The 12,755-nt window shown below is 34.1% G+C and carries 14 protein-coding genes and 2 tRNA genes; 13 read left to right on the top strand and 3 right to left on the bottom strand.

Translation table 11 applies throughout. From position 1 onward, the window contains the following. The first annotated feature begins 54 nt into the window (after positions 1 to 54). Together G3A47_RS03530 and G3A47_RS03525 are read left to right on the top strand one after the other, a co-directional pair. Positions 55 to 127, top strand: a tRNA-Gly gene (locus G3A47_RS03530). Between the two features lie 107 nt (positions 128 to 234). Next, positions 235 to 307: transfer RNA gene (locus G3A47_RS03525), tRNA-Gly, on the top strand. 35 nt (positions 308 to 342) lie between these two features. Here the strand turns inward: G3A47_RS03525 and pepE are convergent. Next, positions 343 to 1,050, bottom strand: coding sequence for a dipeptidase PepE (gene pepE / locus G3A47_RS03520; RefSeq protein ID WP_166920462.1), 708 nt, complete (start codon positions 1,048 to 1,050; stop codon positions 343 to 345). A 395-nt stretch (positions 1,051 to 1,445) separates the two neighbouring features. On the opposite strand from pepE, the gene G3A47_RS03515 reads away from it, so the two are divergent. The 7 genes from G3A47_RS03515 to G3A47_RS03485 all read left to right on the top strand — a co-directional run bounded on the left by G3A47_RS03515 (position 1,446) and on the right by G3A47_RS03485 (position 7,980). Then, positions 1,446 to 2,213, top strand: a complete 768-nt coding sequence (locus G3A47_RS03515; protein ID WP_166920460.1) for a carboxypeptidase-like regulatory domain-containing protein — start codon at positions 1,446 to 1,448, stop codon at positions 2,211 to 2,213. Next, complete coding sequence (locus G3A47_RS03510; protein ID WP_166920458.1) at positions 2,200 to 2,925, top strand: carboxypeptidase-like regulatory domain-containing protein; 726 nt, start codon at positions 2,200 to 2,202, stop codon at positions 2,923 to 2,925. Before G3A47_RS03515 ends, G3A47_RS03510 begins: the two co-directional genes overlap by 14 nt. Beyond that, on the top strand, positions 2,915 to 3,670 hold the full coding sequence (locus tag G3A47_RS03505) for a hypothetical protein (protein WP_166920456.1): 756 nt from the start codon (positions 2,915 to 2,917) through the stop codon (positions 3,668 to 3,670). Before G3A47_RS03510 ends, G3A47_RS03505 begins: the two co-directional genes overlap by 11 nt. Beyond that, complete coding sequence (locus tag G3A47_RS03500) at positions 3,667 to 4,173, top strand: DUF6702 family protein (RefSeq protein WP_166920454.1); 507 nt, start codon at positions 3,667 to 3,669, stop codon at positions 4,171 to 4,173. Before G3A47_RS03505 ends, G3A47_RS03500 begins: the two co-directional genes overlap by 4 nt. A gap of 65 nt (positions 4,174 to 4,238) precedes the next feature. Continuing rightward, entirely contained in the window at positions 4,239 to 6,485 is a 2,247-nt protein-coding gene (locus G3A47_RS03495) for a M1 family metallopeptidase (protein ID WP_166920452.1), read from the top strand. A 584-nt stretch (positions 6,486 to 7,069) separates the two neighbouring features. After that, positions 7,070 to 7,417, top strand: a complete 348-nt coding sequence (locus G3A47_RS03490) for a Sec-independent protein translocase subunit TatA/TatB (RefSeq protein WP_166920450.1) — start codon at positions 7,070 to 7,072, stop codon at positions 7,415 to 7,417. After that, a complete protein-coding gene (locus tag G3A47_RS03485; RefSeq protein ID WP_166920448.1) occupies positions 7,417 to 7,980 on the top strand; it encodes a phosphatase PAP2 family protein in 564 nt (187 codons plus the stop codon). The genes G3A47_RS03490 and G3A47_RS03485 overlap by 1 nt, the downstream gene beginning before the upstream one ends. A gap of 182 nt (positions 7,981 to 8,162) precedes the next feature. Here G3A47_RS03485 and G3A47_RS03480 read toward each other — a convergent pair whose 3' ends face one another. Continuing rightward, a complete protein-coding gene (locus G3A47_RS03480) occupies positions 8,163 to 8,663 on the bottom strand; it encodes a DUF2165 family protein (protein WP_166920447.1) in 501 nt (166 codons plus the stop codon). Between the two features lie 411 nt (positions 8,664 to 9,074). Between G3A47_RS03480 and G3A47_RS03475 the strand changes: the two genes are divergently transcribed. Then, entirely contained in the window at positions 9,075 to 9,608 is a 534-nt protein-coding gene (locus G3A47_RS03475; RefSeq protein WP_166920445.1) for a Crp/Fnr family transcriptional regulator, read from the top strand. Positions 9,609 to 9,663: 55 nt separating this feature from the next. Continuing rightward, positions 9,664 to 10,221, top strand: coding sequence for a DinB family protein (locus tag G3A47_RS03470; RefSeq protein ID WP_166920443.1), 558 nt, complete (start codon positions 9,664 to 9,666; stop codon positions 10,219 to 10,221). Between the two features lie 434 nt (positions 10,222 to 10,655). Here the strand turns inward: G3A47_RS03470 and G3A47_RS03465 are convergent, their stop codons facing one another. Continuing rightward, positions 10,656 to 11,372, bottom strand: coding sequence for a phytanoyl-CoA dioxygenase family protein (locus G3A47_RS03465; protein WP_166920441.1), 717 nt, complete (start codon positions 11,370 to 11,372; stop codon positions 10,656 to 10,658). A 603-nt stretch (positions 11,373 to 11,975) separates the two neighbouring features. Between G3A47_RS03465 and G3A47_RS03460 the strand changes: the two genes are divergently transcribed. Beyond that, positions 11,976 to 12,221 (top strand): hypothetical protein, encoded by a 246-nt coding sequence (locus tag G3A47_RS03460; RefSeq protein ID WP_166920439.1) that lies wholly within the window; start codon positions 11,976 to 11,978, stop codon positions 12,219 to 12,221. Between the two features lie 214 nt (positions 12,222 to 12,435). Continuing rightward, positions 12,436 to 12,645, top strand: coding sequence for a hypothetical protein (locus G3A47_RS03455; protein ID WP_166920437.1), 210 nt, complete (start codon positions 12,436 to 12,438; stop codon positions 12,643 to 12,645). The last annotated feature ends 110 nt before the right edge of the window (positions 12,646 to 12,755 follow it).

The raw sequence follows: 12,755 nt of genomic DNA, 5'->3' as shown, positions 1-12,755 counted from the left end.
GCGAAAAAGCTTGTTTTTAACTTGAATTATTCTCTATCTTTGCACCACAGTAATGCGAAAGTAGCTCAGTTGGTAGAGCTCCAGCCTTCCAAGCTGGTTGTCGCGAGTTCGAGCCTCGTCTTTCGCTCTAAAGGAACCGAAATTTAATCGTTTCGGTTCTTTTAACAAAATTAAATAATTTTTGATTTTTATTTTTTTAATTGATTTAATTATTTATATTTGCACCCTGTTAATGCGAAAGTAGCTCAGTTGGTAGAGCTCCAGCCTTCCAAGCTGGTTGTCGCGAGTTCGAGCCTCGTCTTTCGCTCTTTAAAAAGCCGAAACTTAATTGTTTCGGCTTTTTTATTTTAGATTACTTAAGTCTGTTTCTGTTTCTAATTCTTCAGGAGTTTGATTTTTTAAAAACAAACGAGCAGATAAATCTCCTTTTAAAGTGATTTTGTTTCCTTTTACTTCCAGCCAGCTTCCTTCTCTTAGTCCTAATACCGGTATAGAGTTGAACGCATGGAACTCTTTAATTCTGGTTTCGCGGGTTTCTCCCATGTGGGTAGAGTTTGTGTCAGGATCTAAATAATGTGGGTTTAGGTTAAAAGGAATAAGTCTTAAAGTTTGAAAACTTGGAGGGTAAACAATTGGCATGTCATTCGTTGTTTGCATCGATAGGCCGCAAATGTTACTTCCGGCGCTGGTTCCTAAATAAGGCGTTCCGTTTTTTACAGTTTCAGAAAGAATTTGCATGATGTTCTGTTGGTACAATTGCGTTACTAGCAAAAAGGTGTTTCCGCCTCCTGTAAAAATACCTTCTGCATTTTTTATAGCGTTTTCTGCATTTTCAAATTCGTGGATTCCTTTTACAGCAATGTTAATTGTTGCAAAGGCCTGTGCTACTTTTGCAGTGTATTCGTCGTGTGTAATTCCGCCTGATCTGGCAAATGGAATAAATAAGATGCTTTTGCAGTTTTTAAAATGTTGTTGTAATGTAGGTAATAAATACTCTAAATAGCTGCCTCCGTGTACCGTGGAAGTGCTGGCAATGATAATGCTTTTCATAAAAAAAATGGACTCAAATTGATTCCGTTAAAGATATTAAAAACTCCTTTTCGATTCTGGAAATTCAGAGTTTAATTAACATATTTTTACCAAGCCGTTAATATTAAATTTAGAAGACATTAAGATATTTTTACATTTTTAAGAGTAATCTGTTGGATGTGATTTATGAAATGTGGATTTGATGCATAGAAGCGTAAATTTTATTTGTTAAAAGAGGGTAAAGAGAAAAGTGTAGTCTGTTGCATAATTTGGTTATGGGGGTCTTCGGCTTCGCTCAGACTGACAATTGAAATTGAAATGTCTTTTTTGTTTTTTGTTTTCAGAACTATGCTTCTAAAATATGTCTAAAAAATATGCACCGACAGGTTTTTAGGAATAATTTTAATTTTTGTATTTTGAGCGATAAGTTTTTATGTGTTTTGATTTTTGTTTTGAGCCAATCGGTATTGGGGCAGAATCAGGAGCGTATAGCTATTAATGGAAAAATAGCCTCCAATACCAATGATTTGGAAGGAGTTTATGTGGTAAACGCTCAAACAGAAGCTATGACTACAACAAGTGGCGATGGTAGTTTTTCAATCCAGGCTAAGGCAGGGGATACACTTGTTTTTTCGTCCATACAATTTAAGGAAAGCAGAGTTATGCTGGTTCCTGAAAATTTTTCCGATCTCAATTTTACGGTAAGATTAAATTTGGTAATGTACCATTTGCAAGAGGTTGTTGTCCGGAATTACAATGGTATTAATGCTGTTTCTTTGGGGATTATTCCTGAGGGACAAAAAAAATATACAGAAGCAGAAAGGAAATTGCATACTGCAACGGCTTTAAATGCTACGGCAAATGCAGGAACAATGGCGGGAGGATCGATTTCAGCAGACCCACTATTTAATTTTTTGTCCGGTCGGACAGCTATGCTGAAGAAAGAAGTTGCGGTAGAGAAAAAAGAATTTTATATGAAGCTTTTGGAGAAAATGTTTAGTTTGGATCACTTTGTGAACAGATTGAAAATTCCTGCCGAATATGTAAAAGGATTTGAATATTATGTGGTTGATAATGATAAGTTTACTGTTATTTTGAACTCTAATAATAAGACAGCTACCGAATTTTTGCTGGGAGAACTGGCAGTAAAATATAAAGAAATACTTGCGATTGAAAACAAATAATATCTTACTGGCGTTATTTTTATTACTTACCGGATTAACTTTTGGTCAGACGGCTGTGTCAAAAGAAATTAATGGTCAGGTTTTAGAGCGCTCTACAACAATTGAAGGGGTTAATATTATCAATAACACCACGCAGCTCGCTACTGTTTCAGATGTAAACGGAATGTTTTCGATTGTGGTTAAGGAGGGAGATGTTTTGGTTTTTTCATCCGTTAATTTAGAGCCTCTAAAGCATAGGATTACGGCTGAGGATTTGAGTTTGAATTCAATTACTGTAAAAATGACGGTAAAGGAAGTTCAGCTTAAGGAGGTTGTTGTAAATGAAAATGCAGGGCTTACCGCTGAGAATCTGGGAATTATTCCGTACGGTCAGAAAAAGTATACCCCCGCAGAACGAAAAGTGTATACCGCAACGTCTACTTCTATCGATAAATTGCTGAATAAAATTTCGGGTCGGACTGCTATGTTGAAAAAAGAGATCAACGTCGAGAAAAAAGAAGCGCTTTTTAGAAAGATGGAGTATATGTTTGATGATAATTATTATACAGAAAGATTAAAAATTTCACCTGAATACATTAAAGGATTTCAATTATATTGCGTGGATGATGGCGAATTTGCTGTATCTTTGGATACAAAAAACAAAACGCTGAGTATGTTTTTGATAACCGAACTAGCCAGAAAATATTTAATAATTCTAGAAAATGAAAAATAAATTAGGACTACTTATTGCATGCTTATTTTGTCAAATCGTTTTAGGGCAAACCAATTCCAGAAAACCGCTACATGGGCAGATAATAAATGATTTTCTTGCCATCGAAAGTGGTTATGTAATGAATGTTAATGCAAATGTTAGAACATTTATCGGTTCTGGCGGATTGTTTGATATTTTGGCAAAACCTAAAGACACTTTATTATTTTCAGGATTAGCATTTCAATCCAAAAAAGTTGTTTTAACCGAGAAAGATTGTGCTCAAATCCTTTTCGTAGTAAAATTAGATTTGGTGAATAACCAATTAAAAGAAGTTATAGTTCACAAGGATTTAAAAGTAAAATCACTTGATGGCGGTTCACAGAAATTTGTAGACATGCAATTTGAAGACGACAAACAGTCGACTGCAAAAAATAACGCCATGTATTCTGATCAGACCATAAAATATGGGATGAACTTTGTTCGTATTTTTAAAGATGTTAAAAAGCTTCTTCGTAAAAAAGAAGATGTAAAAGATGATGTGATTTCTGACATCGCTTTTGTTGCATATGCTAAAGATAATTTTAAACCTGAATTTTTCAGTCAGACACTGGGGTTAAAACCGGACGAAGTGGAGCTTTTTTTAATGTTCTGTTCAAACGATGGGGAGTCTAAGAAATACCTGAAACCGGAAGATAAATTTATTCTAATGGATTTTATGGTTAATAAAAATAAAGAGTTTAAAAAAGCTTCGGTTATTCAAGAATGAAAAACAGATTGATTTATCCTTTAATCGGGATATTGTTTTTATCCCTTTCCGCTTTTACTTTTCATAAGTTTTATGTGGGTGTTTTTCAGGTCAATTATGCGGCCGAAAAAAAAATGATTCAGATTACTTCCCGCATTTTTATTGATGATTTAAACAATGGTCTCGAAAAGCAGTACCACAAAAAAACTTTTGTTGGTACAGAAAAGGAAACACAGGCTGATGTTGAGTTGTTGAAAAAATATCTTGCAGAACATTTTTCAATAAAAATAAATGGTCAGTCAAAAGCAATTGCTTTTTTGTCCAAAGAAGTAGAAGCGGCTGATGTCTTGGTTTGTTATTGCCGTATAAAAGACATTGATAAATTTAAGACCATTGAAATTTCGAATACTATTTTGGTTGATTGGAATTCTGAGCAGCAAAATATTACACATGTTTCAGCATTCGGCACCAAAAGAAGCGTTCTTTTTACAGAATCCTCAAGGAAAGAAGTGTTAAAATACTAGTGAAAAAGAAGTAATTATTAGATTAATTGTTATTTTCACAATCTCAAAGAAAACCAAAAACATTTATGAAAAAACTTTCGGTATTATTGCTTTTTCCGGCTATGTTGATAGCGCAGGAAAAAACAACAACGGTTGCTCCAAAACAACAAGGTAAATACGATACGAACAAATTTAGCCAAATGTACGATTTATTGGCTACACCCAATATGTTTCGTACCGCTTCCGGAGCACCGGGACCGGCTTATTATCAGCAACAGGCAGACTACAAAATTGATGTAGAATTAGATGATAAAAAATCAAAATTAACAGGCTCTGAAATTATTACGTATTCTAATAACTCTCCGGACACTTTAGAATATTTATGGATTCAGTTAGATCAGAATCAGGCTAAAGCTAATACGCAGACTTCTTTGGCGGAAAGCGAAAAAATAAATCAGGTACTACCACTTGATGGTTTTTCGAGCAAGTATTTAAAGAAAGATTTAGAGCGTGGTTTCAACATCGAGCAGGTTAAAGATGCGAAAGGAAACGCAATGTCGTATACGATCAACGAAACGATGATGCGTATTAATCTGGCTACTCCTTTAAAACCGAGAGAGAAAATTTCGTTTGCAATAAAATGGTGGTATAATATCAATAACTACCGTAAAGAAGGAGGAGGTCGTTCCGGTTATGAATTATTTGAAAAAGACGGAAACAAATTATATGTAATTGCTCAGTTTTATCCAAGAATGGCTGTTTACAATGATGTAGAGGGTTGGCAGAATATGCAGTTCTGGGGTGGTGGAGAGTTTGCTTTGCCTTTCGGAAACTTTGATGTGAATATTACAGTTCCTGCAGATCATGTGATCAACGCAACAGGAGAGTTAATGAACAGAAGTGAAGTTTTTACTGCAGAACAAGTGAAGCGTTACGAACAGGCTCAAAAATCATTTGATAAGCCGGTTGTAATTGTCACACAAGCTGAGGCAGAAGCTGCGGAAAAAGGGTTTTCTGAAAAGAAAAAAACATGGAGATTCAGCGCAAAAAATGTACGTGATTTTGGAATTGCTTCGTCGAGAAAATTCATTTACGATGCCATGGCTGTACAATTAAATAATAAAGTGGTAATGGCAGAATCAGTATATCCAAAAGAAGCAAATCCATTTTGGGGGGAAACTTCTACGGTAACTGTTGCACATACCTTAAAGAGTTATTCTGCTCATACTTTTGATTATCCTTATCCAAAAGCGGTTTCTGTTTCGGCAGAAGATCAGGGTATGGAATATCCGATGATTTGCTGGAACTATGGTCGTCCTGATGAAAATGGCGTAGTAAGCAAAGAGGTTAGAAACGGAATGATTGGGGTCGTAATTCACGAAGTAGGCCATAACTTTTTCCCAATGATTGTGAATTCAGATGAGCGCCAATGGAGCTGGATGGATGAAGGTTTGAATTCCTTTATGCAATATATGGCAGAACAGGAACTGGATCCTAAATTTCCTTCCAGACGTGGTCCTGCAAAAAATATCATTCCTTATATGAGTGGAGATCAGAAGTTTTTAGAGCCTATTATGTCTAATTCTGAAACGATTCATCAATTTGGTAATAATGCTTACGGAAAACCGGCTACAGGACTTAATATCTTAAGAGAAGTAGTGATGGGAAGAGAGTTGTTTGATTATGCTTTTAAAACCTATGCCAACAGATGGAAGTTCAAACACCCGACTCCTGAAGATTTTTTCAGAACGATGGAAGATGCTTCTGCAGTTGATTTAGATTGGTTTTTCAGAGGATGGTTTTATTCAACTGATTTTGTAGATATCGGAATTAATGAGGTAAAACAATATTATGTTTCTGATACTCCAACAGCAGATATCAAAGATGTAAAAGTGAGAAAAGGCCGTTTCGGATTTGAGAAAGGACCGTTTGTTTACCTGGTAGCAGGCGATAATGCCGAGGTAAGTGCCTCTAAGAAAAAAGCTTTAAAAGTAGAAGAAGTAAAACTATTGGCAGATTATGTAGATCAGACTTTTACCGCAGAGGAAAAAGCAGGTTTAAAAACGCCTAAGTATTTTTACGAAGTAGAGTTTAATAAACCGGGCGGAATGATTATGCCTATTTTGGTTGAAATCACTTATGAAGATGGTTCAAAACAAAATTTCCAATATCCGGCTCAAATCTGGAGAAAGAATAATGATACTGCTAAAAAAGTATATGCAACAGAAAAAGCAATCAAAAGTATACAGATCGATCCAAAATTAATGACCGCTGATATTGATGTAAGCAATAACTCCTGGCCAAAAGTAGAGGTAAAATCAAAATTTGATTAAGAACTAAAAAGTTTAACCGCAAAGGGCGCAAAGATTTACGCAAGGTTCGCAAAGATTTTATAAAAAAGCTTTGCGAACCTTGCGTTTTAGACGAAGAAGTTTCTTTGCAGACTCTTGTGTTCGAAGTGATTTTTTTTCACGCAGATCTGGCAGATTTTTTTAGATTGTTTTAGTGGGACCACAAAGCAAAAATAGCAGCGTAATTTGCTACCCGAGCGATATAGCGTACAGGTGAAGCAAATCTGCGAGAGAAACTTTACGCTACCGATGTTGGCAGAGAAATTTTTTTACGCAGATCTAGCAGATTTATTTAGATCGTTTTTATCGAAATCACAGAGCAAAAATATCGGCTTAATCTGCTAGATCTGCGTGTATAAAAAAGAACTTTGCGCCTTTGCGTCTCTGCAAGCAAAAATAGTGCCCTACGTCTAAAGCGTTTCAAACTCCTTTGCGTTTAAGGCAAACAAAAACTTTGCTCACCTTGCGGTTAAAATAAAGAATACTCAAGTGTTCTTTTTTAAGTAAATTTTAAAACGCTTAGCTGCAAATTTTAATATCTTTGTAGCCACACAAAAATAAAAGATATGTTTGGTATAGGTGGAGGAGAATTAATTTTCATACTGTTTATAGTACTAATGCTTTTTGGTTCAGATAAAGTGCCCGAAATCGCTCGTACAATGGGTAAAGCAATGGCGCAATTAAAAAATGCTACAAATGACATTAAAAGTGAAATTCAAAAAGGAGCAGAGGCCAATGGTCTTGATGCAAAATCTTTGACGGATATCACCGGAAATATCAATGCTGAAATCAACAATGCGAAAACTAATTTATTGGGAGATACCAATACTTTACTTGGCGATACAACCAATGAAATCGAAAAAGTAAAAGAAGATATTGATTCTATCTCAGGACCTGTAAAACGCCAAAGATAATGCTCGAAAAAATACAAGAATTAGATACCAATCTCTTTGTGTATCTGAATGGTTTAGGCTCTGAAACATTTGATAAGTTATGGTTGATTATCACCAACCAATTAAATTGGACTCCTCTTTTTCTGCTTATTTTTTATCTTATTTATAAAAAGATAGGAGGAAAACAAACTTTGTATTTACTTCTTTTTATAGCGGTTTTAATCGCGTTTACAGATCAGACTACGAATTTGGTTAAAAATACCGTTCAGCGTTTACGCCCTTGTAACAATCCTGATATCAACTCGTTTATTCGTGTTGTTCAGGTTAGAAAATCATTTAGTTTTTTCTCTGGTCATGCTGCCAATACAATGGCTGTAGCGACTTTTTTATATTTGGTTTTAAAACGCCATTTTAAATATTTGGGTTTCCTGTTTTTATGGCCGTTAGTTTTCGCTTATAGCCGAATTTATCTGGGATTGCATTATCCGGGAGACATTCTTACGGGCTATTTCGTTGGAGCTGTTTTTGGATCCTTGATTTATTTGGGATATCGAAAACTGAAACCCAGGTATTTTCCGGGTTAATTACGAAGAGTAGTTAAGTTTCTTAGATGCTGAGATTCTAAGTTGTTAGTCTGTTGGGCGTAATTTTTTTAACGCACAGGACATAGCTTTGAAAATAAAAAAAGACGTTTCACTTACTTAAGCCCTCATAGTCTGGCTAGGTGTAATGGAAATGTTTTTTTTTGTTTAACAACCTCACATTATTATTCTTCTTTGAACTGTAACAGTATAAGCGCCAGAGTCAAAAAGGTCACAATTCTTTCTGCGGCATTTAGACCGTTCCAACTGTGGCTTTGCCACATGGCAAACCATTCGCCACCAATTACTTCAAATCCAAGGAACCAGATGATAATACCTATAATTATACCGGCAATTACCCAATTTTTGCTGGCATGAAATATTTCAGTGTTGCTTCTCAGGTTTTTTAAAAGTAAAAACACTCCTTTCAGACAACAGAACGTCATACAGGCTTCGAGGATAATAATGATAATGTATGCCGTATGGTATATCGGAACACTATTGATGCTTCTGTACTGTAGCGCACTATTAGGAGAAATAGTGTCCATTTTGAGGACATGTTCTACAAACAGGTAGTTGGTACAATAGTCTGTTGTATTTCCAATAAAAACAAATAATGACATAATTCCAATTGCTCCGGCAGAAATTACTTTGGCGAGTCTAAATAAAAATGGAGTTGAAAACATATTTAAAGTAGTATTAATTAATGTAAGTTTGATGTGTGGGTAGGTGGGATAAATGTAAAAAATGAAATGTTTTTTACTGTTATTCGTTTAATTGGAAACTATATGTGTGGTATTTACACATTAAAACTACAAAAAAATATTTCAATTGAAAGAAATTTAACACAAAATCTGAAAGGCTAAGGTTGTCTGTATGCAGGGAATTTATTTGAATTATCTGCAATTTTAATTGGAGGTAGAGAATTGATTAATAATAAAGAGGCTTTAGCTAAACTTCTTGCAGCTTCGGCTAAAGCCTTTGTGTCTTTGCTTTTTTTATACTATTGCAACTAGCAACTTGAATTAATTAGGTGCATTGGGTTTTTGTATAAATAAAAAGAACTACATTGATCCTGCTAAACAGTGTTACTATCTATGAAAACCGGTGATCTCATACATTTGATACAACAAAACAATCTGGTTGAAAAAACAATTACCATTGAACGCAATGAATTCCTGAAAGTTAAAGGAAGCGTTGATACTAATATTTATTATATAGAAGAAGGCAGTCTGCGAATTTTTGTGCTTGATGATGCTGTAGAGCGAATCATTCGTTTTGGATATAAAAACAATATAGTGGTTTCGATAGATTCGTTTTTGTCTGAGAGTCCATCGGATTTTTATATTCAGGCGATAAAAAAGACGGTGGTAAAGGTTATTCCAAAAAAAGGATTTATGGATTTTGTTAACCGGAACGAAGAGAATCTCAGGCTTTGGGTTAAAATTATGGAAGATCTTGTTCTTCAGCAAATAGAGCGGGAGAAAGACATCCTGACCAGTTCACCCAAAGAACGTTTTGAGCGAGTGCTAAAAAGAAGTCCACAGCTGTTTCAGGAAATTCCAAACAAGCATATTGCAAATTATTTAAGGATGAGTCCCGAAACGTTGTCGAGACTAAAAAAACGTTGATTTCAATCAATACTTTCCAATCAAAAGTTGTGGAACTTTGTCAAAAATTAGCGATATGACTATAAAATCGGAGGATTTAATAAAGGATCTAATAGGGTGTACACACCAGATTATGAGCAAAGCTGAGGCTCTGAAAGCAGAAAGTAATGAAGTGCTTAATTACAGAATAAATTCTAAAAGCTGGAGTATTCTGGAATGTTTGGAGCATCTTAATTTATATGGTAGGTTTTACCTTCCTGAAATTACCGGGCAAATACAGAAAAACAATTCAAAGCAGGAAGATTATTTTAAAAGTGGCTGGCTCGGAAATTATTTTGCAAAAAGTATGCTGCCCAAAGAGAAGCTCAATAAAATGAAAACTTTTAAGAGCATGAATCCTATAAACAGTAAACTTGATAAAGTTGTTATTGACGATTTTATCAATCAACAAATTGAGATGCTTGAATTACTGAATCAAGCCAGAGTGGTGAGCCTTGCTAAAACAAAAACAGCGATCAGTATCTCAAAAGGGATACGCTTGAAACTGGGAGATACATTTAGAATTGTAATTTACCATAACCAAAGGCACATCGCGCAAGCGGAAAGAGTTTTGGGTGAAGCTAATGGTAATTGAATTTTGCATGTTCAAATGGGAGAAATTTTAAAGTTGTTTTATTTTGGTGTTTGTTAACTTGTTGATATTTTGTTTTGTATGGGTAAAAAAGCTTTTTTATATTTCAGCACCCGGAAAAATGCATTATAAAACTAAGTTCAGAATTATTCTCTTTTATCAATTGCCTCCTGCTTCAGCGGGAGGGAAAATGAAATTCCATAATTAAAGGCTTTAGCCAAAACATTCAGCTAATTTGGCTAAAGCCTTTTTCCTTATTCTCTTATCAAATACCTCCAACTGAAGCAGGAGGCAATTAATAGAGCCTGTTTTCTGTGTATAAACAAAGGAATATCATTTAGAATGATGATGCAATTGCGAATAGTTTCTTGTTTCAACAGAGGTATAAAATTCAGATAGATGATTGTTGGCTAAGCTCAAAAGATTCTAAAGAAAATTTAGTTGTTTACTAAACCTTTCTCACTCCATTCCAAACCATCCGGAAGCTGTTGATTGCTGAATTCGATATGAATAACTCGTCTTCTTTCGTTATTTGTTGTTTTGTTTGAAGCATGAAAAAGTAAAGGTTTCATGATCATAATACCGCCTTTTTCAACTTCACAAATCGTTTCGTCTTCCACTTTTATATTTTCGGTTCTTAGAATGCCTTTAGAGTGCGAGTTTCTTATCACTTTCAAAGCACCATTTTCTTTTGTGGTTTTGTTGATATGAATTCTTATCGTAAAGTTATTCTCAAGGATCTCTTTAGGAGGCTGAACAGCAAACTGATTTTGTTTTACAGTCCAGTTTTCGAAATTTTCGATCTCTATTTTTTTGTTAACAGAAATAGTTAAATCCTGATGATAAGCAACAAACCAGTTCGATTTTTCGGGTTTGTCAAAATAGATTGATTTGGTTATAAAAAAGCCTTCTCCGAAAGTACTTTCGATAATATTCTTTAAGTTTTGATTAAAGATAAATTCTAAGGTTTCCGGAATCTCTTTATGAAATTGTCTAATGGCAAATAAATCCTGAGATTTTCTAAAAGTGGCATTTTCAAAATTATTTCCGGTCACATTTTCAATTAATGAAATTAATTTTTCGATTTCAAATTCATTGTAAACATTGTTTATGATTGCAAAGCCTTCAGAATTTATTTCGGTATTGTAGTTCATCTTTAAAAATTATGCTTGAATTTTCTCTGTCTTTAGTTGTCGGTAAAATAGTATTGGAGGTTCTAAGATACTAAGGCACTAAGTTTTTTATTGGAGAAGATTTGGTTTAGGATTGGTTGCATTTTTATTGTTGAATTGCTTTCAGCTTTAGCTGAAGGGTAAAATGGAGTTAAAGATAAGGTTTTAGCCGAATTAAACTACCGGATAATTTGGCAAAAGCCTCTTTATATTTCTTAAAATATATTTCCCTAGCTAAAGTTGGTGGTAATTCATTCTCCGCTAGCCTTCAATCTGTCACGAATAGATAGTAGATTTTTTTGTCGTAGGGTTGTTCCGGATGATGACAATCGGGTTAACACATTTTAATTTGGTGCCCTGGATTTTATTTGATGTAATTGACTACCATATAAAGAAGTTAATACGCAATAAATCGATTAGATGTTGTTTAGTAAAAGATTTTGGGTTTAGTTATAATTTAGAATGCAAAAATAATTTTTATAAGTTTTTTTTTATTAATTTTGTAGTAAATGTAAGTTAAAAGTTATTTTAAAGGCCAAGCGACAGATGGTTTACAAAGAGGTTTAATTAATAAAAATTAATAGTATGAAAAATGTAAATTATGTATTAGAAAATTATGGAAAACTATCCGGGACCAAACTAATCCTTTTTATGGCAGTATTATTATCGGTTAATTTAGGCTACAGTCAGGAGGAGTATTTCAATTATGGAACTTTAGTTACAGATGTTCGGCATGACCATACGTATTATAATATTGAGGCTCACTGGATTGATGATGATGTTTCCGCTTATAATGGATATGGGCTTTCGATCTGGCGCAGGAGGCAATAAATGCAGATAATCCGGTAAACAGATTTGTTTTAACAATTGGTAGTAAAACCTATATTGGTGAATCTAAAAATATAGAGGGACATACCGAAATTAGGAAATGATATTAAAAGTGAATGCTCCCTGTTTGTTGAAAAACAAATTTTAGCAGCTGATTTGAATCTTATTCCTAAATCCAGTTGGAAGGATGTTGTTTTTGAAAGTGATGATAAAAAAAATGGATTTAAATGTTTTAGAAGATTTTAGTAAAGAGAATAAACACCTTCCCGGTATAGCTTGGGAGAAAGAAGTAAATGAAAAGGGATATAAAATACATGCTTTTAATGAAGGTCTTTTGCAAAATGTTGAAGAGTTGCCTCTTCATATCATTGACCAAAATAAAGAAATAGAAAAATTGAATAAGAGGATAGAAGCATTAGAAAAATAAATCGATTTATTAAAGAAAATAAATAATGCTTTTGAATAACTTTTTTAATAAGCTTTCAGTTTGATTTTTACTCTAGATAGACTAAGAGTTATTACAGACTTTAAGAATTT

It is taken from the genome of Flavobacterium poyangense, from assembly GCF_011751075.1.
Lineage (GTDB): Bacteria > Bacteroidota > Bacteroidia > Flavobacteriales > Flavobacteriaceae > Flavobacterium > Flavobacterium poyangense.
The sequence above is the reverse complement of the archived record's forward strand: the minus strand, read 5'-3'. Positions and strand labels throughout refer to the sequence as shown.

What these genes read in the sequence shown, in the direction of transcription:
- pepE (WP_166920462.1), bottom strand. Translation starts at nt 1,050, where the DNA reads ATGAAAAGCATTATCATTGCCAGCACTTCCACGGTACACGGAGGCAGC.
- G3A47_RS03505 (WP_166920456.1), top strand. Translation starts at nt 2,915, where the DNA reads ATGAAAAATAAATTAGGACTACTTATTGCATGCTTATTTTGTCAAATC.
- G3A47_RS03500 (WP_166920454.1), top strand. Translation starts at nt 3,667, where the DNA reads ATGAAAAACAGATTGATTTATCCTTTAATCGGGATATTGTTTTTATCC.
- G3A47_RS03495 (WP_166920452.1), top strand. Translation starts at nt 4,239, where the DNA reads ATGAAAAAACTTTCGGTATTATTGCTTTTTCCGGCTATGTTGATAGCG.
- G3A47_RS03490 (WP_166920450.1), top strand. Translation starts at nt 7,070, where the DNA reads ATGTTTGGTATAGGTGGAGGAGAATTAATTTTCATACTGTTTATAGTA.
- G3A47_RS03485 (WP_166920448.1), top strand. Translation starts at nt 7,417, where the DNA reads ATGCTCGAAAAAATACAAGAATTAGATACCAATCTCTTTGTGTATCTG.
- G3A47_RS03480 (WP_166920447.1), bottom strand. Translation starts at nt 8,663, where the DNA reads ATGTTTTCAACTCCATTTTTATTTAGACTCGCCAAAGTAATTTCTGCC.
- G3A47_RS03475 (WP_166920445.1), top strand. Translation starts at nt 9,075, where the DNA reads ATGAAAACCGGTGATCTCATACATTTGATACAACAAAACAATCTGGTT.
- G3A47_RS03470 (WP_166920443.1), top strand. Translation starts at nt 9,664, where the DNA reads ATGACTATAAAATCGGAGGATTTAATAAAGGATCTAATAGGGTGTACA.
- G3A47_RS03465 (WP_166920441.1), bottom strand. Translation starts at nt 11,372, where the DNA reads ATGAACTACAATACCGAAATAAATTCTGAAGGCTTTGCAATCATAAAC.
- G3A47_RS03460 (WP_166920439.1), top strand. Translation starts at nt 11,976, where the DNA reads ATGAAAAATGTAAATTATGTATTAGAAAATTATGGAAAACTATCCGGG.
- G3A47_RS03455 (WP_166920437.1), top strand. Translation starts at nt 12,436, where the DNA reads ATGGATTTAAATGTTTTAGAAGATTTTAGTAAAGAGAATAAACACCTT.